General features: G+C 58.4%; 24 protein-coding genes. 15 read left to right on the top strand and 9 right to left on the bottom strand.

Translation table 11 applies throughout. From position 1 onward, the window contains the following. The first annotated feature begins 3 nt into the window (after positions 1 to 3). Positions 4 to 693, top strand: a complete 690-nt coding sequence (locus F8B91_RS15230; protein ID WP_196504696.1) for a DUF429 domain-containing protein — start codon at positions 4 to 6, stop codon at positions 691 to 693. On the opposite strand, the gene htpG is transcribed toward F8B91_RS15230, so the two are convergent. Further along, positions 690 to 2,558, bottom strand: coding sequence for a molecular chaperone HtpG (htpG, locus tag F8B91_RS15225; RefSeq protein WP_196504695.1), 1,869 nt, complete (start codon positions 2,556 to 2,558; stop codon positions 690 to 692). The two genes, F8B91_RS15230 and htpG, sit on opposite strands and share 4 nt — an antisense overlap. 346 nt (positions 2,559 to 2,904) lie before the next feature. Here htpG and F8B91_RS15220 point away from each other — a divergent pair, with 346 nt between their 5' ends. Further along, positions 2,905 to 3,252, top strand: a complete 348-nt coding sequence (locus tag F8B91_RS15220; protein WP_246715283.1) for a DUF2794 domain-containing protein — start codon at positions 2,905 to 2,907, stop codon at positions 3,250 to 3,252. Between the two features lie 85 nt (positions 3,253 to 3,337). Here F8B91_RS15220 and F8B91_RS15215 read toward each other — a convergent pair whose 3' ends face one another. From F8B91_RS15215 to F8B91_RS15200, 4 genes are all read right to left on the bottom strand, one after another. Beyond that, positions 3,338 to 4,066, bottom strand: coding sequence for a Bax inhibitor-1/YccA family protein (locus F8B91_RS15215; RefSeq protein WP_196504694.1), 729 nt, complete (start codon positions 4,064 to 4,066; stop codon positions 3,338 to 3,340). 51 nt (positions 4,067 to 4,117) lie between these two features. Continuing rightward, positions 4,118 to 4,375 (bottom strand): 4a-hydroxytetrahydrobiopterin dehydratase, encoded by a 258-nt coding sequence (locus tag F8B91_RS15210; protein ID WP_246715281.1) that lies wholly within the window; start codon positions 4,373 to 4,375, stop codon positions 4,118 to 4,120. Beyond that, the gene (gene thpR, locus F8B91_RS15205; protein WP_196504692.1) at positions 4,368 to 4,907 is read right to left on the bottom strand and encodes an RNA 2',3'-cyclic phosphodiesterase; all 540 of its coding nucleotides are present in this window, start codon (positions 4,905 to 4,907) and stop codon (positions 4,368 to 4,370) included. Before thpR ends, F8B91_RS15210 begins: the two co-directional genes overlap by 8 nt. Before the next feature lie 96 nt (positions 4,908 to 5,003). Continuing rightward, positions 5,004 to 5,618 (bottom strand): arylesterase, encoded by a 615-nt coding sequence (locus F8B91_RS15200; protein ID WP_196504691.1) that lies wholly within the window; start codon positions 5,616 to 5,618, stop codon positions 5,004 to 5,006. Between the two features lie 35 nt (positions 5,619 to 5,653). On the opposite strand from F8B91_RS15200, the gene F8B91_RS15195 reads away from it, so the two are divergent. The 13 genes from F8B91_RS15195 to F8B91_RS15135 all read left to right on the top strand — a co-directional run bounded on the left by F8B91_RS15195 (position 5,654) and on the right by F8B91_RS15135 (position 18,116). After that, entirely contained in the window at positions 5,654 to 6,331 is a 678-nt protein-coding gene (locus F8B91_RS15195) for an ABC transporter ATP-binding protein (RefSeq protein ID WP_196504690.1), read from the top strand. After that, positions 6,328 to 8,820: an ABC transporter permease gene (locus F8B91_RS15190; protein WP_196504689.1), complete on the top strand. Its 2,493-nt coding sequence runs from the start codon at positions 6,328 to 6,330 to the stop codon at positions 8,818 to 8,820. The genes F8B91_RS15195 and F8B91_RS15190 overlap by 4 nt, the downstream gene beginning before the upstream one ends. Positions 8,821 to 8,829: 9 nt before the next feature. Beyond that, positions 8,830 to 9,417, top strand: coding sequence for a cob(I)yrinic acid a,c-diamide adenosyltransferase (locus tag F8B91_RS15185; RefSeq protein ID WP_196504688.1), 588 nt, complete (start codon positions 8,830 to 8,832; stop codon positions 9,415 to 9,417). After that, positions 9,418 to 10,023: a LysE/ArgO family amino acid transporter gene (locus tag F8B91_RS15180; RefSeq protein ID WP_196504687.1), complete on the top strand. Its 606-nt coding sequence runs from the start codon at positions 9,418 to 9,420 to the stop codon at positions 10,021 to 10,023. Between the two features lie 90 nt (positions 10,024 to 10,113). Further along, positions 10,114 to 10,860 carry an electron transfer flavoprotein subunit beta/FixA family protein gene (locus tag F8B91_RS15175; RefSeq protein ID WP_196504686.1) on the top strand — a complete coding sequence of 249 codons (747 nt, stop codon included), beginning with the start codon at positions 10,114 to 10,116 and terminating at the stop codon, positions 10,858 to 10,860. Further along, the gene (locus tag F8B91_RS15170) at positions 10,860 to 11,786 is read left to right on the top strand and encodes an electron transfer flavoprotein subunit alpha/FixB family protein (RefSeq protein ID WP_196504685.1); all 927 of its coding nucleotides are present in this window, start codon (positions 10,860 to 10,862) and stop codon (positions 11,784 to 11,786) included. Before F8B91_RS15175 ends, F8B91_RS15170 begins: the two co-directional genes overlap by 1 nt. A 69-nt stretch (positions 11,787 to 11,855) precedes the next feature. After that, positions 11,856 to 12,260: a DUF3224 domain-containing protein gene (locus F8B91_RS15165; RefSeq protein ID WP_196504684.1), complete on the top strand. Its 405-nt coding sequence runs from the start codon at positions 11,856 to 11,858 to the stop codon at positions 12,258 to 12,260. A gap of 76 nt (positions 12,261 to 12,336) precedes the next feature. Then, the gene (locus F8B91_RS15160) at positions 12,337 to 13,215 is read left to right on the top strand and encodes a 3-hydroxybutyryl-CoA dehydrogenase (protein ID WP_196504683.1); all 879 of its coding nucleotides are present in this window, start codon (positions 12,337 to 12,339) and stop codon (positions 13,213 to 13,215) included. Between the two features lie 39 nt (positions 13,216 to 13,254). Continuing rightward, positions 13,255 to 14,097: a diaminopimelate epimerase gene (gene dapF, locus F8B91_RS15155; RefSeq protein ID WP_196504682.1), complete on the top strand. Its 843-nt coding sequence runs from the start codon at positions 13,255 to 13,257 to the stop codon at positions 14,095 to 14,097. After that, the gene (gene mtaB, locus F8B91_RS15150; RefSeq protein WP_196504681.1) at positions 14,094 to 15,338 is read left to right on the top strand and encodes a tRNA (N(6)-L-threonylcarbamoyladenosine(37)-C(2))-methylthiotransferase MtaB; all 1,245 of its coding nucleotides are present in this window, start codon (positions 14,094 to 14,096) and stop codon (positions 15,336 to 15,338) included. The genes dapF and mtaB overlap by 4 nt, the downstream gene beginning before the upstream one ends. Beyond that, the gene (gene ftsY / locus F8B91_RS15145; protein ID WP_196504680.1) at positions 15,338 to 16,741 is read left to right on the top strand and encodes a signal recognition particle-docking protein FtsY; all 1,404 of its coding nucleotides are present in this window, start codon (positions 15,338 to 15,340) and stop codon (positions 16,739 to 16,741) included. The genes mtaB and ftsY overlap by 1 nt, the downstream gene beginning before the upstream one ends. Beyond that, complete coding sequence (locus F8B91_RS15140; protein ID WP_196504679.1) at positions 16,738 to 17,289, top strand: inner membrane-spanning protein YciB; 552 nt, start codon at positions 16,738 to 16,740, stop codon at positions 17,287 to 17,289. Before ftsY ends, F8B91_RS15140 begins: the two co-directional genes overlap by 4 nt. 308 nt (positions 17,290 to 17,597) lie before the next feature. Further along, the gene (locus F8B91_RS15135) at positions 17,598 to 18,116 is read left to right on the top strand and encodes a MarR family winged helix-turn-helix transcriptional regulator (RefSeq protein ID WP_196504678.1); all 519 of its coding nucleotides are present in this window, start codon (positions 17,598 to 17,600) and stop codon (positions 18,114 to 18,116) included. 29 nt (positions 18,117 to 18,145) lie between these two features. Here F8B91_RS15135 and ccmD read toward each other — a convergent pair whose 3' ends face one another. The 4 genes from ccmD to ccmA are packed head-to-tail and all read right to left on the bottom strand — an operon-like array spanning position 18,146 to position 20,297. Beyond that, entirely contained in the window at positions 18,146 to 18,283 is a 138-nt protein-coding gene (ccmD, locus tag F8B91_RS15130; protein WP_196504677.1) for a heme exporter protein CcmD, read from the bottom strand. Next, a complete protein-coding gene (locus tag F8B91_RS15125; RefSeq protein ID WP_196504676.1) occupies positions 18,283 to 19,005 on the bottom strand; it encodes a heme ABC transporter permease in 723 nt (240 codons plus the stop codon). Before F8B91_RS15125 ends, ccmD begins: the two co-directional genes overlap by 1 nt. A gap of 21 nt (positions 19,006 to 19,026) precedes the next feature. Beyond that, positions 19,027 to 19,695: a heme exporter protein CcmB gene (gene ccmB / locus F8B91_RS15120; protein ID WP_196504675.1), complete on the bottom strand. Its 669-nt coding sequence runs from the start codon at positions 19,693 to 19,695 to the stop codon at positions 19,027 to 19,029. Further along, complete coding sequence (gene ccmA, locus F8B91_RS15115; protein WP_432432044.1) at positions 19,695 to 20,297, bottom strand: heme ABC exporter ATP-binding protein CcmA; 603 nt, start codon at positions 20,295 to 20,297, stop codon at positions 19,695 to 19,697. Before ccmA ends, ccmB begins: the two co-directional genes overlap by 1 nt. Positions 20,298 to 20,371 lie beyond the last annotated feature (74 nt).

The following is a 20,371-nucleotide window of genomic DNA, read 5'->3' as shown; positions in this document are numbered from 1 at the left end:
GGTTTGTCCCACGTCATCGGGGTTGATGGCGCGAGGGGCGGTTGGATCGCGGCCATCTGGGATGGCGAAGCGCTCACCACGAGATTGTTTGCGCATTTCGCAGAGGTGCTGGAACTCGATACATCGGTGATTGCCGTGGACATGCCCATAGGATTGCCGCCATTGCACCGGCGCAAGGCTGAGCGCGAAGCACGGGCGAAGTTGACGGGCCGCAAGTCGAGCATCTTTGCCATCCCGTCGCGCGCTGCGATTTATCAGGAGAGTTACGCGGCGGCGTGTGTGGAGAATCTCAAACATTCAGATCCGCCGCGCAAACTTTCGAAACAGACCTTCCATCTGTTTCCCAAGATGAGAGAAGTGGACGGCTTGATGATGCCAGCGCTTCAGGCCTTGGTGCATGAAACGCATCCCGAACTGGCCTTTTGTGCGATGAATGTCTTCGCGGCACTTCGGCATTCCAAGAAGACGCCGGAAGGTGAAGCGGAACGCATGGCTTTGCTTCAAGCGCAAGGATTGCCCGCCTTGCAGCCGCATCATTTCGATTTTCCGCGCAAAGACGTGAAACGTGATGATGTGATCGATGCCTGTGCTGCAGCGTGGTCCGCGTGGCGCATTCTTGAAAGAAAGGCGCTGCGCTTTCCCGATGTGGAAGAACGCGACGCGCTCGGGTTGCTGATGCGGATCGAAGTCTAAGAGAACGCCTTCGCCATCATTGCGTCCAGGCGCTTGGCGAAGCTGGCGGGGTCGGCGACCTGTTCGCCTTCCAGTACGAAGGCCTGGTCAAGCAGCAGGTGCGCCGCGTCTTCGACGGCGCTTGCACCCTTGGTCTTCACCGCAGTGGCCAAGGCTTTGACCAATCCATTGCCGGGATTGATTTCGAGCACGGGGGCAGAGACTGACACGCCGGAATCCTTTTGGCGCGAGAGCAGCTTTTCCAGCGTGCGGTCCATCTGGCCATCATTGATGATGCAGCAGGCTGAATCCGTCAGGCGCTTCGAGGTGCGCACATCGGAAACGCGGGTGCCCAGTGCCTGCTTGACTGCGGCGATGAGCGCTGCGGTTTCGGGTGTGTCGGCGGTCTCTTCCTTTTTTTCGTCGATTGGCTTGATCAGATCGAGATCGGCTGCACCCTGTGCCACCGATTTGAAGGGCTTGCCCTCAAAGCCCATGGCGGTGCGCACCCAGAAGGCATCGACCGGATCGGTGAACAGCAGTACTTCAATGTCGCGCGATTTATAGCCTTCCAGCTGCGGGCTTGATGCGGCCTTGGCGGCGTCTTCCGCTGTCAGATAATAGATCGCCGTCTGGTTTTCCTTCAGGCCGCCGATATAGTCCTTCAGCGTGATGGCGGTGCGCTTGGTGGTGTTGAAGCGCGCCACTTCGAACAAGGCGTCACGGCGCTCCCAATCTTCATAGAGGCCTTCCTTGATTACCGGGCCAAACACGTCCCACACCTTGGCAAAGGCGGCGGAATCATTCTCGCCTAGCTTCTTCAACTCCTGCAGCACGCGGTTGGTCACGGCCTTGCGGATGGCGGCCACATCCGGGTTGTTCTGCAGCATTTCGCGGCTGAGATTGAGCGGCATGTCGGATGAATCAATCACCCCGCGCACGAAGCGCAGGTAAGGCGGCAGCAAGGCTGCATCATCAGCGATGAAGACGCGTTTCACGTAGAGCTTCTGCTTGCCCTTGCGTTCGGGATCATAGAGATCAAACGGCCGATCGCCCGGCACGTAAAGCAGCACATTATATTCCTGCTTGCCTTCGGCGCGGTAATGGATGGTGAGGGCCGGCGCTTCGGCGCTGTGGCTGAGCGCGCCGAAAAATTCTTTGTGCTGCTCTGGCTTCACCTTGCCCTTGGGCTGCATCCAGATGGCAGAGGCGGAGTTGATCTGCTTCGGCTCGCCATCTTCGCCCGCCAACATGATCGGATGGGTGATGTGATCTGAATAGGTTTTGACGACCTCTTCGATCTTCCAGGCTTCGAGATAGTCGCTCGCGTCATCGCGCAGATGCAGAACAATCTTGGTGCCGCGCGCCTGGCCCTCGGCTTCATCCACCGTGAAGGTACCTTCGCCGTTGGAGCGCCAGACATTGCACGCCTTGGCACCGGCCTTGCGGGAGAAGACCTCCACTTCTCCGGCCACCATGAAGGCCGCATAGAAACCCACGCCAAACTGGCCGATCAGTTGCGGCGCGTCCTTGTCTTTGGATTTTCCTTGCGCCTTGGCTACGAAATTCTGCGTGCCGGATCTGGCGATCGTTCCCAGATTGTCGGTGAGCTCTTTCGCACTCATGCCCACGCCTGAGTCGGCAATGGTCAGCGTCTTGGCTTTCTTGTCGGGTGTAATGGTGATTTCGAGCTTGGGGTCCTGTTCCAGCAGATCCGGTTTGGCGATGGCTTCATAGCGCAGCTTGTCGAGCGCATCGGATGCGTTGGAAATCAACTCGCGCAAAAACACATCACGGTCGGAATAGACCGAATGCACCATCATGTGCAGCAGCTTGCCGACTTCGGCCTGGAATTCCTGCGGTTTCGATTTGCCGTCTTTGCTCATTGAGTCGCTTCCCTGTTGCCGCGCATATTGGAAATGCAGGCTTGGCCGTCAAGGGGTTGGGCATAGAGCAAAAAAAAGGGCGGTTGCAACTGGCAACCGCCTTAGGGGACCTAACAGACTCACATAAGCAAATCTTGCTCGGTACAGGGGAGCCCGGCCGATCTAGGGGCTTTGAGGGGCTGGGGGGCTTCACAAAGCAATCGACCGGGCTGTCGAGGCAACACATGCTTTGTGGACCTGTATCGTGTCCAAGACTTGATTGAATTAAGGCGAAACTGGGGAATTTCTCCCCTTGCGAAAATCACTTCTGCGCCTCATGTTACATGCACATGACAGTCGAGGTGCGATGAGCAGCGAGAGTCCTGAAATTCTGCGTTTTCCGCAGAAATCGCAAAGGCCGGTGGTATTCGACCGGCGTGAGCTTGGCCTGATCATGAGTCTCTATGGGCGCAATGTGGCGGATGGCGAGTGGCGTGACTACGCCATGGATTTTGGCCGGGAAGCGGCGCGGTTTGATATTCATCGCCGTGCTTCGGAACAGCCGCTTTATTCGATCATCAAGAATCCGGAGCTGGCCGCCAAGGGCGGCCAGTTTTGCGTGATCGCACCCGGCGGGCTCATCATGCGCCGCGGGAATGATTTGGCTCAGGTGCTGCGCGTGCTGGAGAAGAAACAGAAATACGAAGTGGTTTGATCGTCCTCTCCCGCTGCCCGGGCGAAGAAGCTAAAATAAAAAACGCCACCGTTTCCGGTGGCGTTTTGATTTCTGTATCTAAGCTTTAGCGGCGGTCGCCCATCAGGCGAAGCAGGCTGAGGAACAGGTTGATGAAGTCGAGATAGAGGTTCAACGCGCCCATGATCGCCTTGCGGCCCATCATTGTGCCGTCGTCACCGGCATAATACATGTCCTTGATCTTCTGCGTGTCGTAAGCAGTGAGGCCCGTGAAGACCAGCACGCCGACAACCGAGAGCGCGAAGCTCATGGCGCTGCTCTGCAGGAAGATGTTGACCAGCGAGGCAATGATCAGGCCGATCAGGCCCATGAACAGGAAGCTGCCAAAGCCCGTCAGGTCACGCTTGGTGGTGTAACCATAGAGGCTGACCGCGCCGAATGTGCCGGCTGTCACCATGAACACCTGTGCCAGCGAAGCACCGGTATAGACCAGCGCCAAGGGCGTGAAACCAACGCCCACCAGGGCGGCATAGGCCCAGAAGGTGAGTTGGGCAGCGCCAACGCTCATCTTGTTGATGCGGAAGGACAAGAAAAACACCATGGCCAAAGGTGCCAGCAACAGCACCCACATCAGCGGGCCCTTGAACAGGGTCAGGCCCAGCGGGGTGAGCTGGCCGTTCTGAACGGCAACACTATAGGTGCCAAGTGCAGCCGCGCCGGTCAGTGCAAGGCCGCCCGCCATGTAATTGTAAACCTTGAGCATATAGGACCTGAGACCCAGGTCCAGACCGGCAGTTGTGGTACCGGATTGTGGGAAACCACGATAGTCAGCCATTGAAAACTCCTCTTAATGGTCAAGGGAATATGGTGTGGCCGATTTCAACAATCAAGCGGCTAGGCGATTCATTTCTTGTGAAAGTCTAATGTCCAGCTCCGACACCCCGCCTTTGGAGTGGGTGGTGAGGGTGACATCTACCCTGGAATAGACGTTGAACCATTCCGGATGGTGGTCCATTTTTTCCGCAACCAGTGCAACGCGTGTCATAAAACCAAAGGCAGCGTTGAAGCTTTTGAACTTGAATGATTTGAAAATGGCATCGCGGCCTTCGACGCGCACCCAGCCTTCGGGCAGTTCCTCAGGCATAGGCTGCCCCATAGGACTCTTCCACCGCATAGGGACCGCCGCCGCGCGAGGGCTTCGATGAGAACAACACGAAATGTTCGACCATGAAGGGGCGCGAGCGATAGAGCGCATGGCTTTCGATGAAGCTGCGGAGTGCCCTTGGATCAGGATCGCGCAGGCGCGCCAGCGTGACATGCGGGATGAATTTGCGGCCTTCTGGTTGGAGACCCAGTGACTGGCAGATGCGTTCCTGCGCCAGCTGCAGGCGCATCAGTTCGGGGTTTTCCTCGATGCGGGCGATGATGGCATGAGGCTTGTTGCCGCCGAAAACGTCGATGCTCTTAATCGCAACCTGGAAGGGGCGGATCGCCGCTTCATCCAAAGCCATGGTCACTTCGCGGCCCAGCGCGTCGTCAATGTCACCGATGAAGCGCAAAGTGATGTGAAAATTCTCACGGTCAATCCAGCGTGCGCCTTCGATACCGCCTTGCATGAAATTGAGGTCGAGGGAAATGTCGGAGGGAAGTTCAAGCCCCGTAAACAAGCGCATCATTCTGCAGCCCTCCGTCATTCAGCGCAGAATAAACGTGCAAGCTTGCACGAAGTTCAATCGCTGTAGCCCCGAATCAGACTTTATATGAGCCACGATTTATGGCAACTTGGCAACAAGTTGCTCCACCAAAGGCAACAACTTCGGCACGATCAAAGCCACGCCCTTGTCATTGGGGTGAATGCCGTCCTGCTGGTTCAAATCCGCCTGCGCTGCCACGCCATCCAGATAAAACCGATAAAGCAACGCGCCATAATCGCTGGCGAGCTTCGGGTAAATCGCATCGAATTTGGTTTGATAATCCGCACCAAGATTGGGCGGCGCCTTCATGCCGAGAATGAGCACAGGAAGATTTTTCGCCTTGGCCTTATCCATCACTGAACGCAGCGCCACATCAACCTGCTCGGGCGGCAGGCCGCGCAGTGCATCATTGGCGCCGAGTTCGAGAATGATCGCCTTCACATCATCAGTCAGCGCCCAGTCGAGGCGGGCGGCACCTTGCGCCGCCGTATCACCGGACACGCCAGCATTGATGATGGTGATATCCTTGCCGTCTTTCTTCAGCGCAGCTTGCAGCACATCCGGCATCGCGTGGCCGGGCTCCAAACCGTAGCCTGCTGTGAGGCTGTCGCCCAAGGCGAGTATGGTGGTGGCCGAAGCGGGCAGGGCGATCAGCATCCAACCAAAAAGAAATATGAAAATCAGGCGCATCATCCCTATATCTGGCCTCAACCTTCTGGATGCAAGAGATGCCTGCCGCACTGACGCTTGAAAATGTTTTCCTCACTTTGAATTCCCATGCCGGACCGGTTGAAATCCTCAAAGGTGTTTCCTTTTCTGCCAAGCCCGGCGAAGCCATCGGCATTATCGGGCCTTCGGGCTCCGGCAAGACCTCACTATTGATGGTGGCATCCGGGCTTGAGGCCGCGACCAAGGGTAAGGTGGAGGCAGCGGGAATTGATCTCACCGGAAAATCCGAATCGGCGCTGGCGCAATTCCGCCGCGACAAGATCGGGATAATCTTCCAGTCGTTTCATTTGATCCCCACGATGACGGCGCTGGAAAATGTTGCCGTGCCTTTGGAGTTCAAAGGTGTGGGCGATGCGTTTGACCGGGCCGCCGCCGCGTTGAAGCGTGTCGGCCTGGGCCACCGGCTTGAACATTATCCCAGCCAGCTTTCCGGTGGCGAGCAACAGCGCGTGGCGATTGCGCGCGCCGTGGCGGCAGGCGCGCAGATTTTGCTGGCGGATGAACCTACCGGCAATCTCGATCAGGAAACCGGCTCTGCGATCATCGAGCTGCTGTTCGAACTGAAGGACAAGGAGAAAGCCACGCTACTGCTGGTCACCCATGACCGGGCCTTGGCCAAACGCTGCGGGCGCATTCTGGAAGTGCGCGACGGTCTGGTGAAAGAGAGCAAGCATTGAAGTTGTGGTTCAAGCTGGCGCTGCGCAACCTGCGATCAGGTTTGCGCGGTTTCTGGATCTTGCTGTCCTGCCTCACGCTGGGCGTGGCGGCGATTGCGATGATCGGGTCGCTTGCGTCATCCGTGTCGCGGGGCTTGAGCGAACAGGGGCAAGTGCTGCTCGGCGGCGACATTGCCTTCTCTTTGGTTCAGCGCGAAGCAAAGCCGGAGGAACTGGCCTTTCTGTCCAGCAAGGGCCAGGTGGGCGAGACGGCCAATATGCGCGCCATGGCGCAGGGTGGCGGTGCTTCCACGCTGGTGGAATTGAAGGCGGTGGCGGAGAGCTATCCGCTTTACGGGTCGTTGCAGCTGGAACCTGCGGTCAAGCTGGACGCGTCTTCCGTTGCCGTTGATCCTCTTCTTCTGTCACGGCTGCATTTGAAACTGGGCAATGAAGTGAAACTCGGCGCGGCCCGTTTCAAAATCGCAGCCACGATCACCACCGAGCCGGACCGGATTGCATCCGGCATCATCTTCGGGCCGCGGCTGATGATGACGCGCGCGGCGCTGGACAGTGCGGGGCTCATTCAGCCAGGTAGTTTGGTCACTTATGCTTACACTGTGAAGCTGCCGCAGCCATCCACATTGAGTGCGGGCAAAGCAGTCGAAAAAGAAGCGCAGGCGAAATTTCCGGAAGCCGGCTGGCGCGTGCGCACCACCGACAAGGCGGCACAGGGTGCCGATGAATTTGTGGGACGGCTTTCGACCTTCATGACGCTCGTGTCGATTGCCGCATTGGTGATCGGCGGAGCTGGCATTGCCAATGCGGTTTCGGCCTTCATCTCGCGGCGGCGCGAGACGATTGCCATTCTCAAATGCCTGGGCGTGCCCAACCGCGATGTCATGGCGATTTCGCTGATCGAGATTTTGCTGGTGAGCGTGCTGGGTCTGGCGCTGGCTTTGGCGCTGGGGGCGGCCACGCCCTGGCTGGTTCATACGCTTCTGGGGTCGCTGATCCCACTGCCGCTCTCGCTGGCGTTTGATCCGCAGCCGCTGATTTTTGCGGCGGTGCTGGGGCTTCTGGTTACGGTGGCGTTCTCGCTGTGGCCGCTGTCGCGGATCGCGGCGATCAAGGGGGCCGCCTTGTTTCGCGCGCAGGGTGTGGAGCCGCAGGGCCTGCCGCCGCGCACCACCATGGCGGTCAGTTTCGTGCTGCTGTTGGTGGCTTCGGCGATCACGCTGTTCTCGTTTGATGAGAAGCGGGTGACGGCGGCGTTCATCGGCGGACTGGCGGCGAGCTTTGTGGTTCTGGTGCTGCTGTCGCTGGCGGTGGTGAAGCTGGTCGGCATGTTGCCGAAGCCGAAAGGCCTGTTGCTGCGCCAGGCGCTGGCCAGTCTCAATCGTCCCGGAGCGGCGAGCACATCTGTCATCATGGCCTTGGGGCTAGGGCTATCGCTGTTCGTGACGCTGGCTCTGACTGACCAAACGATCAGCCGCGAGCTTTCAGCCAATCTTCCCAAAAATGCACCAGCGTTTTTCTTTATTGATGTGCAGGGCAATGAGTTTGATGCGTTCAAAACCAAACTGGCCGCGCAGCCGGGCATCGCCGACATTTCCAACTCGCCCATGTTGCGCGGGCGTATTTCCAAAGTGAAGGGTGTTCCGGCTGATGAGGTGAAATCGAAACCCGATGGCGCCTGGGCCTTGAAGGGTGACCGGGGTTTGACCTTCTCTGATGATCTGCCCAAGGGTTCCACTCTGGTTTCGGGCAAATGGTGGGCCAAGGACTATGCGGGACCGCCGCTGGTTTCGATGAGCGATGATATTGCCGATTCCATCGGCGTGACGCTGGGCGACAAGATCACCGTCAACGTGCTGGGCCGCGACGTGGAAGCCACGGTTGCCTCCACCCGCAAGGTGAACTGGAAATCGATGGCGATCAACTTTGTGCTTGTGTTCAACCGGGCCGCGTTGGAAGGCGCACCGCATTCCGAAGTGGTGACCGCCGAAATGAAAGGTGGCGACGAGGGGCAGGTTCTGAATGCCATGGCTGAGGCCTTTCCTTCCGTCACTTCGGTGCGGGTGAAGGACGCTTTGCAGACGGTGGGTGATCTGTTGGGCAAGATGCTGGCTGCAGTGCGCGGTGCCAATGTGATTTCGCTGCTTACCGGTGTGCTGGTGCTGGCCGGCGCTTTGGCGGCGGGGCTTTCGATGCGCAGCTATGAGGCTGTGGTGCTCAAAACCTATGGCGCCACGCGCGGGCAGCTGTTGGGCGCTTTCATCATTGAATATGGATTGCTGGGTCTGGTCTCGGCTGTCTTCGGCATTGTGGTGGGCGGTATTGCTTCGTGGTTCCTGGCGCGGTTTGCGCTCGACATGCCGTTCCAATTTTCACCGCTGACGGCGCTGGTCACGGCGGCACTGGCGATGGTGATTACGATTGCAGCGGGCCTCATCGTCACGGTGCGGGCCCTTTCGGCCAAGCCTAGCTTCTATCTCAGGAACGAGTAAAAGCGGTTCATGGTTGTTCTCAATCGCATTTATACCCGCACCGGCGACAAGGGCGAGACGGCTTTAGGCTCAGGCGAGCGCGTGTCCAAGGCCTCGCTGCGCATCGCCGCTTACGGCACCGTCGATGAAACCAATGCCTGTGTCGGCGTGGCGCGGCTTTCGACCACCCGCGATGATCTGATGAAGCTCGATCTGATGCTGATGCGCATCCAGAACGAATTGTTCGATCTGGGCGCTGATCTCTGCGTGCCGGACCGGGGCGAGAAGCTGGATTATGAGCCGTTGCGCATCCTGCCCAAGCAATATGAGCGGCTGGAAAAAGAGATCGATGAGCTGAATGCCGATCTTTCTCCGCTGCGGTCGTTTGTGCTGCCTGCTGGCCATGCGGCAGCGGCGCAATTGCATATGTGCCGCACGGTGTGTCGCCGAGCTGAACGCTTGATCGTTGAGCTTGCTGCGCAGGACAATGAGCCGGTGAGCGAGGGCGCCATTGCCTATATCAACCGGCTTTCGGATTTCTTCTTCGTCGCCTCCCGCTGGGTGAATGCCAAGGCCGGCAACGGCGATGTGCTTTGGGTGCCGGGGAAGACGCGCTAGATGCTCCAAGCTTTCCTGGCAGGCCTCGCCCTGGGCGGCGGGCTCATTGTGGCGATTGGGCCGCAGAATGCCTTTGTGATCCGGCAGGGCATCCTCAATTCCTATGTGTTCTGGATGTGCCTGCTTTGCTCGGTGTCTGATGCCATCCTGATCTGGGGCGGCACTTTTGGGCTGGGCACGTTGCTGGCTTTGCTGCCGCAATTGCTGACGGTGATGCGTTATGGCGGTGCACTGTTCCTGCTGTGGTATGGTATCAAGGCGCTCCTGCGGGCGTTGCATCCCCATGCCCTGGAAGAAAGCCCTGAAAAAGTGCGCAGCCTGGCTTCGGCTTTGGCGCTTTGCGCTGCCTTCACCTGGCTCAATCCGCATGTCTATCTTGATACCGTGGTACTGGCGGGTTCCATTGCCAATGCGCGGCCTGCGGGTGAGCAGGCGCCGTTTGCGCTGGGCGCCTCGCTGGCGTCGTTCATCTGGTTCTTCGCCATCGGCTATGGGGCAAAGGCCTTACGTCAACCGCTTTCCCAGCCTTCTGTCTGGCGGGGCATTGATTTTGCCATTGCGGCCATCATGTTCTGGCTGGCGGTGAAACTGTTGATCGGCGGTTGACGGAATCAGGCCGCTCCATGCCGCACTGGCATTTGACTTCGCAGGTGCACAAGCCCTAGAAGCCGTCAAATTCCAACAGAGGACTGTTCAATGAAGGTTCTGGTCGCGGTCAAGCGCGTCGTTGATTACAACGTCAAAATTCGTGTGAAGGCGGATGGTTCGGGTGTCGAGCTGGCCAATGTCAAAATGTCGATGAACCCGTTCGATGAAATCGGCGTCGAAGAGGCGATCCGCCTGAAGGAAGCTGGCAAGGCCACGGAAGTGGTGGTGGTTTCCATCGGCCCGGCCCAGACGCAGGAAACCCTGCGCACGGCACTCGCCATGGGTGCTGACCGTGCCATCCTTGTGAAGCATGACGAATATGTCGAGCCGCTGGGCGTGGCCAAGATTCTCAAGGGCGTTGTCGAGGCCGAGAAGCCGGAAATCGTAATCACCGGCAAGCAGGCCATCGATGACGACTGCAACCAGACAGGCCAGATGCTGGCTGCGCTGCTGGGCTGGCCGCAGGCGGCTTTCTGCTCGAAGATCGAACTCGGTTCCGGCGATGCCACGATCACCCGCGAAATCGATGGTGGCTTGCAGACGCTGAAAGTAAAGACGCCGCTGATCGTGACGACGGATTTGCGCCTGAACCAGCCGCGCTATGCTTCGCTGCCGAACATCATGAAGGCCAAGAAAAAGCCGCTCGATGAAAAGACCCCGGCGGATTACGGCGCTGACGTGAAGCCCCGCCTGAAGGTGGTGAAGACCGAAGACCCGCCAAAGCGCGCTTCTGGCGTGAAGGTGAAATCGGTCGCTGAACTCGTTTCGAAACTCAAAGAAGCAGGAGCAATCTGATGGCTGTTCTTCTCATTGCTGAACATGACAATGCGACCCTCAAGGACGCAACCCACAAGGCGCTGAGTGCTGCTGCCAAGATGGGCGGCGACGTGCATGTGCTGGTGGCTGGCCACAAGGCTGATGCTGCCGCTGCTGCCGCTGCAAAGCTGGCTGGGGTGAAGAAGGTTCTTCACATCGATACGCCTGATCTGGAGCGCCCGCTGGCGGAAGCCATGGCTGCCAATATTGTGGCGCTGGCTGGCGCTTATGATCACATCGTTGCGCCCGCTACTGGCAACGGCAAGAATTTCATGCCGCGCGCTGCCGCTTTGCTTGACGTGATGCAGGTTTCGGATATTTCTGACGTGGTCTCGCCCGACACTTTCGTGCGCCTGATCTATGCTGGCAATGCCGTGCAGACCGTGCAGAGCACCGATGCGAAGAAGGTCATCACCGTGCGCACCGCGTCGTTCCCGGCTGCTGCCGAGGGTGGTTCTGCTGCGATTGAGAAAGTCGCTGCTGCGGCCAATCCGGGGCTTTCGTCTTACGTTTCGGAAAACCTCACGCAGTCGGATCGTCCTGAGCTGACCTCGGCCAAGATCATCGTATCGGGTGGGCGTGGCATGCAGTCGGGCGAGAACTTCAAGATGCTTGAAGCTGTCGCCAAGAAGCTCAACGCCGCCGTCGGCGCCTCGCGCGCTGCTGTCGATGCGGGTTATGTGCCGAATGACTATCAGGTCGGCCAGACCGGCAAGGTAGTTGCGCCCGATCTTTACATCGCTGTGGGTATCTCGGGTGCGATCCAGCATCTCGCCGGCATGAAGGATTCCAAAACCATCGTCGCCATCAACAAGGATGACGAGGCGCCGATCTTCCAGGTGGCGGATTATGGCCTGGTGGCCGATCTGTTCACTGCGGTGCCGGAACTTGAAAAGGCTCTCTGAGTTTTAGATACAGACTTGCTGCAAGGGGCGGAGCGGAATAGCTTCGCCCTTTCTTTTTGAGGTCACCCCATGCGCTATTCCGGCACGTTCAAAGTTCAGAATTTCAAGCCCAGGGATCTCAAGCCCATGCCCGAAGTGACGACCGCGTTGCCAGTCGGTGTGACCACTTTCGACAAGACTTATGAGGGCGAGATCGAAGGCCGGTCATCGACCATCTTTGTCGCCGCGTATGATCCCGCCAAGGGTGGCACTTATATTGCGATGGAAAGTTTCGAGGGCGCGCTGTCTGGGAAGAAGGGTGCGTTCAATTTCTGGCACGCAGCGACGACCAGCGGCAAGGACCGCTCGGGCGAAAATTTCAACATCGTTCCGGGAAGTGGGACGGGTGCTCTGGCCGGGATCAACGGTTCAGGCAGCATCGTAATTGATGCAGATGGCACGCACCGGGTGTTCTTCGAAGCAGAGGGCGTCTGAACCCCATTAACTGTGTCATTTTGCGCCTGCGAAATGGGCTTGAGTTGCGCACCTCAAGGGCATAGTTTCGCCGCCCATGACAAAAATCGTAAAAGTCGGCGTGATCGGTGCCGGGCAAATGGGCGCTGGCATCGCGCAGGTCTGCGCCTCGTCGGGCTATGATGTGCTGCTGAACGACCAAACGGCCGAGCGCGTGCATGCCGGCATCAAAAGTGTCGCCATGAATTTTGACCGCCGCATCAAATCCGGCAAGGCCACCGAAGAGCAGAAGGTTGCAGCACTCGGCAAGATCAAGTCGGCGCCCGATCTGGCAGCCTTCAAGGATTGCGATCTGGTGATCGAGGCGGCTACCGAGAAGGAAGCTGTGAAGAAGCAGATTCTGGAAAATGTCGCGGCACATCTGAAACCGGATTGCATCATCGGCACCAACACATCTTCGCTTTCGATTACGCGGCTCGCAGCCTCCACTGGTAGGCCGGAAAAATTCATGGGCATACATTTCATGAATCCGGTGCCGATGATGGAACTGGTCGAACTGATCCGCGGCATTGCCACTAATGAGGCGGTGTTCCAGCAGGTGAATGAATTTGTGGGCTCGCTGGGCAAGACGATTGCCGTGTCGGAAGATTTCCCGGCCTTCATCGTCAACCGCATTCTGCTGCCGATGATCAATGAAGCGATCTACACGCTGTATGAGGGCGTGGGCAGTGTTGAGGCCATCGACAAGGCGATGAAGCTGGGTGCGCATCACCCGATGGGACCCTTGGAGCTGGCCGATTTCATCGGGCTGGATACGTGCCTCTCGATCATGCAGGTGTTGCATGAGGGCTTGTCGGATTCGAAATACCGGCCGTGCCCGCTGCTGGTCAAATATGTCGAGGCCGGCTGGCTGGGCCGCAAGGTGAAACGTGGATTCTACGACTATTCCGGCGAAACCCCGGTGCCGACGCGCTGATCTAGCTTTCCACCCCTAAACTCCCATATAAGGCCGCATATGAGCCTCCCTTTCCGGAAAATGAACGGTCTCGGCAATGATTTTGTCGTGCTTGATGCGCGGGCGAAGCCGCTTGCCATTTCGGAAGCACAGGCGCGCGCCATCGCTGACCGCAAGACTGGCATTGGTTGCGACCAGTTAATCGTGCTGGAGCGTTCGCCCGTGGCCGATGTGCGGATGCGCATCTGGAATGCCGAAGGTGGTGAAGTGCCGAGTTGCGGCAATGCCTCGCGCTGCATCGCTGACTTGGTGTTCGACGAGAAGCAAGCTGAGATTGCCACTATCGAAACCAAGGGTGGCATGCTGACGGCGAAAAAGGCCGGCACGCATCTGGTCACCATTGATCAGGGTAAGCCGAAATTTGGCTGGAAGGATATTCCGCTTTCTGAAGCGTTCCCTGATACGCGCCATATCGAATTGCAGATTGGCCCAATCGACAAGCCACTGCTGCATTCGCCGTCAGTGGTGAATGTGGGCAATCCGCATTGCATCTTCTGGGTGGATGATCTCGACGTGGTGGATTTCGCCAAGGTCGGCCCGATGATTGAAAATCATCCGATGTTCCCCGAGCGCGCCAATATCTCGCTGGCAAAAGTGGTGGCGCGCGATCATGTTCTCCTGAAAGTGTGGGAGCGTGGTGCGGGCCTCACGCAGGCTTGCGGTACGGCGGCGTGTGCCACGATGGCGGCGGGGCACCGGATCAAGATCATCGATGCGAAGTGCAAGATCACCTTGCCGGGCGGTGATCTGTTGATGGCCGTGAATGAAGACAACGGCCACATCCTGATGACGGGGCCGGCGGCGCTGGATTTTGAAGGCACGCTGCCGGAAGGGCTGTTGTGAAGGAAGCCCAGCTCCACACGTTCGGCTGCCGCCTCAACACATTTGAGAGCGAGATCATGCGCGGCCATGCCGAAAAGGCCGGCCTGAAAGACGTGATCATTTTCAATACCTGCGCGGTGACGGCGGAAGCGACGCGGCAGGCACGGCAGGCGATCCGCAAGGCCGCCAAGGAAAATCCCGGCGCGCAGATCATCGTGACGGGCTGTGCGGCGCAGACGGAAGCGGAAACTTTCGCCGCTATGCCGGAAGTAACGCGCATTCTGGGCAATGAAGAAAAGCTGCAGGCCTCGGCCTGGCTGCCTGCCACCAACCGCCCACGCGTTGATGTATCCGACATCATGCAGGTGAAGGAAACGCGGCCACCGGTGATTGACCGGTTGACCGGGCGCACGCGCGCTTTTGTTCAGGTGCAAAATGGCTGCGACCATCGCTGCACCTTCTGCATCATTCCGTTCGGCCGCGGCAATTCACGCTCGGTGCCGATTGCCGATGCGGTTGAGCAGGTGCGCAGGTTGGCGGCGGAAGGTCACAATGAGATTGTGCTGTCCGGCGTGGACCTGACGAGCTGGGGTGCTGACCTTGAAGGTGCGCCGAAGCTGGGGCGGTTGCTTTCAACGATGTTGCGCCAAGTTCCTGAGTTGAAACGCCTGCGCTTGTCGTCGATTGATTCCATCGAAGCGGATGAAGAACTGATTGAAGTGATCGCAGGCGAGGCACGGATCATGCCGCATCTGCATCTTTCGCTGCAGAGCGGCGACAACATGATTTTGAAGCGCATGAAGCGCCGCCATAACCGCGAGCATACGATTGCGTTCTGCGAAGACTTGCGTTCGAAGCGCAGCGATATGGTGTTCGGGGCGGACATTATTGCCGGTTTCCCAACCGAGACGGACGAGATGTTCGAAAACTCGCTTCGCATCGTGGATGAATGCGCGCTGACCTTCCTGCATGTGTTCCCTTATTCGCCACGGCCCGGCACGCCAGCGGCCAAGATGCCGCCCGTGGACCGCGAGATCGTAAAGCGTCGCGCCGCCTTGCTGCGCGCCAAGGGTGAAGCGCGGCTGCAGGCTTTTCTCGCCGCTGAAGTGGGTGCCACGCGCGACATTCTGGTGGAAACGCCATCGATCGGCCGCACGCCCCATTTTGCATTGGCGAAGTTTGAAACCGCCATGGTGCCGGGTGCGGTGATCAAGGCCAAGGTGGTTTCCGTCTCGGCGTCCCATCTGATGGTGGGGATGTAATGGCCGGCTTCTTCAAGAAACTGTTCAACCGGATCACCGGCAAGCCGGATGAAGCTCCGCCGCCGGCAGAACAAGCCGCGCTGCCCGCGCCCGAACCTGAAGTGGAAGTAATTGTTGCGCCTGAACCGGCGCCTGCTGAACCCGAAGTAAGGGAGAAGGCTCCGGCCAAACCGAAGGCACCCTCCAAGAAAGAGCCTCCTGCAAAAAAGGAGCCGCCGCCGAAGAAAACGTCTTCACCGAAAAAGGCCGAGCCGGAAAAAGAAGAAGCAAAAAAGGCTCCTGCCAAGAAGGCGGAGCCTGAAAAACCTGCGCCCAGGACGAAGAAGGCTGAGCCGGAAAAGCCGGTAGCAAAAGCCAAGAAGCCTCAACTTGCGCCAGAGCCTGTTGTTGAAGAGCCGATTGTTGAAATTGCGCCGGTTATCGTTGAGCCACCACCACCTCCGCCTCCCGCACCTGTGCCTGCCGTTGTGGAAGCGCCGCAGCGCAGTGGCTGGTTCTCGCGCCTCAAGGATGGCCTGTCGAAATCCTCCAAGGGGATTTCCGGTTCCATCACTGCGATCTTCACCAAGCGGAAGCTCGACAAGGAAACGCTGCAGGATCTGGAAGACACGCTCATTCAAGCCGATCTGGGCCTTGCTGTCGCCGAGCGCATCATCGCGCGGGTTTCAGATGGTCGCTATGACAAGGAAGTTGATCCGGAAGAAGTGAAGCAGATTCTCGCCTCCGAAGTGGCCAAGGTTTTGAAGCCCGTTGAAGTGCCGTTCAATTTCGGGGCGGAGAAGCCATTCGTCATCATGGTCGTCGGGGTGAATGGCTCGGGCAAGACCACCACGATCGGCAAGCTGGGGTCAATCGCAGCGGCGGAAGGATTCAAGGTGATGTTTGCCGCCGGTGATACATTCCGCGCTGCAGCCATTGAGCAACTCACCGTTTGGGGCCAGCGCATCGGTGCTGAGACTATCTCGCGCCCGACCGGGGCTGATGCGGCGGGCCTGGCTTTTGATGCACTGAAGCAGGCGCAGGATTCGAAGACCGATATTCTGTTCATCGACACCGCCGGCCGCCTGCAGAACAAGGCGCATCTGATGGATGAGCTGGACAAGCTGGTGCGCGTCATCAAGAAGCTCGATGCGGGCGCACCGCATGCGGTGTTGCTCGTGCTGGATGCGACGACTGGGCAGAACGCCTTGGCCCAGGCCGAAGTGTTCACCAAGGTGGCCGGCGTGACGGGCCTGATCATGACCAAGCTTGATGGCACGGCGCGCGGCGGCATCCTCGTTGCCATTGCCGAGAAATTCAAACTTCCCATTCATGCCGTGGGCGTGGGCGAGCAGATCGACGATCTGCAACCCTTCGATGCCGAGGGTTTTGCGCGGGCGATTGCCGGATTGGACGAAAAATGACTGATGTAAAAATCTCACAGGGCCAGAAACTGGCGCTGGACCTTGGGCCACTGCTGGCCTTCTTTGTGGCCAATTGGCAACTCGGGCTGCTGTGGGCCACGGCTGTGCTGATGGCTGCAACCTTCGTGTCGCTGGCGATCAGCTATTACCTGACGCGCAAGATCAACAAGTTTGCTTTGGTGGGTGCGGTGTTTGTGGGCCTGTTCGGCGCCATCACGCTTTATCTGCAGGACCCGTGGTATCTGAAACTGAAGGTGACGCTGATTGAAGGCTTCTTCGCTTTCATCCTGCTGGCCGGGCTTTACTTCAAGCGCATCTTCTTGAAAGACATGATGGGTTCGGCGATTGAGATGCCGGATGATGCATGGCGCACACTGACCATCCGCTGGGCTGTCTTCTTCGCGGCGATGGGCATCGTCAATATCGTCATATGGAATTTCTTCAGCACTGAAGTGTGGGTGGCCTTCAAGGCTTTCGGCCTGTTGATCTGCACGCTGGTTTTTGCGCTTGCGAATGCGCCGTTCATGGCGAAATACATCAAGGACTGATGCGCTGCACGCTCTGGCAGCTTTGAATCATTCAAAACTGATCAGTTTTTTGAGCGATCAGATTTATTCCGCAGGCTGATGATCTGTATACGGTCGAATCAGAATTCACCTCTTGTCAAGACTTGCATTCGTTTAAAAATTGTCACTAGCTGATGTCTCTTGGTTGAAGAAATTTGCACTTGCGGCGTGCAACGCCAATCGCTAGGAGTTCAGCGCGCTGCTGATGGATGTCTTTCCAATTGGAGCTAACCGCTTCAAGAGTGCGCAACTCCAAAACGAAAGAGGCACAGCACCGCGCTGGAAATGTGATGTCGGTACAAAAAGAAATAAAGCCGTTCGCACGTTCCTTCTCACACCTGCTCAAGCGGGCGGTGCAGTACTCTGTGCATCTCTATATGGAAGAAGTGGGCAAGAGCGGGCTGACGCACCGTCAGTTCACTGTTCTCGCCGCCGTCGATAGTTTTGAAGGCAAGAGCCAGACAGAGCTGGTGAAAGTCACCGGCATTGACCGTTCGACTTTGGCTGACGTGGTGGCGCGCCTGATGGCGCAGGGCTATCTGCAACGCAAGCGCTCCAAGGAAGATGCGCGCACCAATGCCATCCGCCTCACGCCTGTCGGCAAGAAGATGCTGCGCGGCTGCCAATCAGGCGCCGAAGATATTGACCGCAAGTTGCTGGCGCATTTTGCAGGGCCGGATCGCAAGGTGGTTCTGGAATGCCTGGCTGGTCTTGGTGCCGAGATGGACAAGATCGACGCCAATACGCCGGAGCCTGAAAATGCGGCGGGCAATGGCAAGGTCAAACTGAAGCGCAAGCCTGTCGTTTAGGCCGCTCAAACTCACTTCCGCTTTTTGAATTAGTTCTTCTGGTTTTTGAGTGCGCGGGCGCGTTGCCTATCCAACCCAACCACGCCTATGACGAGTGCGACAAGGCAAATGCCTGAAATGGCATAGGCGGCAATCACAAAACCTGAATTGTGGGCCAGCCAGTCCATCAGCTTTCCCGGATTTCAGACAGGCGCAGATTGCGTAGCTTGCGCGCTGCGATCTCGCTGCGCATCGAGACCAGCAGCAAGGTGATGAACAACGCCGTGTAAGCCAGCGCCATGACCAGCAGCACCCAGAGCATGGATTTGTCAATCGATGGGCCATCCATGCGCAGCACCGAGGCCGGCTGGTGCAAGGTGTTCCACCATTCCACCGAGAATTTGATGATGGGCAGAATGATCGAACCAACCAGCGCCACGATGCGGGCAATGGTGGCAGCCAGATGCGGGTCTTCAATCGCCTGCCAGATGGCGATGTATCCCAGATAGAGCAGCATCAGGATGAAGAATGATGTCAGTCTTGCATCCCACACCCACCACGCACCCCACATGGGCTTGCCCCAGATCGATCCGGTGGCCAGCGCCAGGAAACAGAAGACGGCGCCGAGAGGTGCAGCGGATTTTGCGGCGGTATCGGCCAGCGGGTGGCGGAAGATCAGCGCCGTGGCGCTGGCCAGCGCCATGAAGCCGTATGCGAACATAGCGATCCAGGCGGCGGGCACATGCAGATACATGATGCGTACGGTTTCGCCCTGCTGGTAATCGGCAGGGCTGGTGACCAGCGCGCCATAAAGTCCGCCGGCGAACAGCACAGCGGTCAGCGCCCAGGCGAAGGGGATCAGCGCATTGGCCAGTTTCAGGAACAGAGCCGGGTTGGCAAATTTCTGCATGGTTCAAATATAGCCCATCATTCAGCGCAAGTAAGCCTTCAGTGCTGCTGCCGATGCCACAGGGGTGACAACCAGGCACAGGAGCGTGATGGCGATGAGAATGAGCAGCGAAGGCCACGCACTCTGCGGGCCTATTGTGGCGGCGGAGACTGAAATGCCGAAGACCAACACAGGAATGTAAAGGGGGAGAATCAGAAGTGCCGTCAGCAGGCCACCACGCCGCAAGCCTGCGGTGATTGCACCGCCCAGACCGGCCAACAGGGACAAAGCGAGCGAGCCAGTGATCATCGCGGCCCAGAGAATGGGAAGCTGGTTCACATCGAGATTCAGCATCAGACCCAGTGGCGGCGCAATCAATGCGAGGGGCAGCGAGACGGAAAGCCAGTGGGTGAGGGCCTTGGTGAGGACCACGAGTTCAAAGGGCAAGGCCGTCATGGTCATCAGGTCAAGCGAGCCATCCTCGAAATCCTGCTGGAAGATGCGGTCAGCGGTGAGCAGCACGGCCAGCAGCAACGAGAGCCACATCAGGCCAGCGGCCAGGCGGGCCAGCAGATTGAGATCGGGGCCAACGGCCAGTGGCACCAATACAACCACGGCCAGCATGAAGCTCAAGGCCGCACCGAGGCCGCCGCCTTGCTTGCGGGCGAGGGTGAGGTCGCGCTTCACCAGCGCCATAAGCTGGCGGCGCATCAGGTTGCGGCCCCTAGTTCGAGGCTGCGAATGCCGGGCAGGCCTAATGCAGCATGAGTGGCGGCGATGATCAGACCGCCTTGCGCCAGATGCGAAGTCATTTCGCGGCGCAGATCAGTGAGTGCAGTCTGGTCAAGGCCGACTGTGGGTTCATCCAGCAGCCAGAGCGGGCGCTTCACCGCGACAAGGCGCGAGAGGGCCAGTCGACGGCGCTGACCTTCGGAGAGAAGGCGGGCTTCGTCGTCGGCGAGGCGGTCGAGGCGAAAAGATTTGAGATCGCTGAATGCTTCGCCGCTGAGAAAGGTGGACCAGAATGCGAGATTTTCTTGCACGCTAAGCGCGGATTTGGTGGCTTCCTGATGGCCAATGTAATGAGCGTGTTCTCCGACGGTATCGGGAATGACGGATGTAAGAGTGAAAGTTCCCTTGGAGTACTTATTCAACCCCGCCAGCAATCTCAGCAGCGATGACTTGCCCGAACCATTGGGCCCGCGCAGCTCGAGCGCCTCGCCGCTTTTCACACTAAAATCCAGATCGCGGAAAACTTCTCTGCCGCCGCGTTCGCAAGCCAAGGACCTGGCTTCAAGCACCAAGTCCCACATTAGCGCGTATCCCGGCAAGCCGCTCGCGGCTTGCCGAAAAGGATTCGCGCCACTTTAAAATGGCGCATGCCCCG

Origin of the sequence: Aestuariivirga litoralis, assembly GCF_015714715.1 — a bacterium.
GTDB classification, from domain to species: Bacteria; Pseudomonadota; Alphaproteobacteria; order Rhizobiales; family Aestuariivirgaceae; genus Aestuariivirga; species Aestuariivirga litoralis_A.
Note: the sequence above shows the minus strand (reverse complement) of the source record. Positions and strands in the feature narration are given on the sequence as shown.

Coding starts and splice junctions, on each gene's coding strand:
- thpR (WP_196504692.1), bottom strand. CDS start 4,907: ATGATGCGCTTGTTTACGGGGCTTGAACTTCCCTCCGACATTTCCCTC.
- F8B91_RS15220 (WP_246715283.1), top strand. CDS start 2,905: ATGAGCAGCGAGAGTCCTGAAATTCTGCGTTTTCCGCAGAAATCGCAA.
- F8B91_RS15175 (WP_196504686.1), top strand. CDS start 10,114: ATGAAGGTTCTGGTCGCGGTCAAGCGCGTCGTTGATTACAACGTCAAA.
- ccmA (WP_432432044.1), bottom strand. CDS start 20,297: ATGTGGGACTTGGTGCTTGAAGCCAGGTCCTTGGCTTGCGAACGCGGC.
- F8B91_RS15125 (WP_196504676.1), bottom strand. CDS start 19,005: ATGCAGAAATTTGCCAACCCGGCTCTGTTCCTGAAACTGGCCAATGCG.
- F8B91_RS15185 (WP_196504688.1), top strand. CDS start 8,830: ATGGTTGTTCTCAATCGCATTTATACCCGCACCGGCGACAAGGGCGAG.
- F8B91_RS15200 (WP_196504691.1), bottom strand. CDS start 5,618: ATGATGCGCCTGATTTTCATATTTCTTTTTGGTTGGATGCTGATCGCC.
- ccmB (WP_196504675.1), bottom strand. CDS start 19,695: ATGCGCCGCCAGCTTATGGCGCTGGTGAAGCGCGACCTCACCCTCGCC.
- F8B91_RS15170 (WP_196504685.1), top strand. CDS start 10,860: ATGGCTGTTCTTCTCATTGCTGAACATGACAATGCGACCCTCAAGGAC.
- dapF (WP_196504682.1), top strand. CDS start 13,255: ATGAGCCTCCCTTTCCGGAAAATGAACGGTCTCGGCAATGATTTTGTC.
- F8B91_RS15140 (WP_196504679.1), top strand. CDS start 16,738: ATGACTGATGTAAAAATCTCACAGGGCCAGAAACTGGCGCTGGACCTT.
- F8B91_RS15165 (WP_196504684.1), top strand. CDS start 11,856: ATGCGCTATTCCGGCACGTTCAAAGTTCAGAATTTCAAGCCCAGGGAT.
- F8B91_RS15180 (WP_196504687.1), top strand. CDS start 9,418: ATGCTCCAAGCTTTCCTGGCAGGCCTCGCCCTGGGCGGCGGGCTCATT.
- F8B91_RS15215 (WP_196504694.1), bottom strand. CDS start 4,066: ATGGCTGACTATCGTGGTTTCCCACAATCCGGTACCACAACTGCCGGT.
- F8B91_RS15135 (WP_196504678.1), top strand. CDS start 17,598: ATGTCGGTACAAAAAGAAATAAAGCCGTTCGCACGTTCCTTCTCACAC.
- htpG (WP_196504695.1), bottom strand. CDS start 2,558: ATGAGCAAAGACGGCAAATCGAAACCGCAGGAATTCCAGGCCGAAGTC.
- F8B91_RS15160 (WP_196504683.1), top strand. CDS start 12,337: ATGACAAAAATCGTAAAAGTCGGCGTGATCGGTGCCGGGCAAATGGGC.
- ftsY (WP_196504680.1), top strand. CDS start 15,338: ATGGCCGGCTTCTTCAAGAAACTGTTCAACCGGATCACCGGCAAGCCG.
- F8B91_RS15195 (WP_196504690.1), top strand. CDS start 5,654: ATGCCTGCCGCACTGACGCTTGAAAATGTTTTCCTCACTTTGAATTCC.
- F8B91_RS15210 (WP_246715281.1), bottom strand. CDS start 4,375: ATGCCTGAGGAACTGCCCGAAGGCTGGGTGCGCGTCGAAGGCCGCGAT.
- ccmD (WP_196504677.1), bottom strand. CDS start 18,283: ATGGACTGGCTGGCCCACAATTCAGGTTTTGTGATTGCCGCCTATGCC.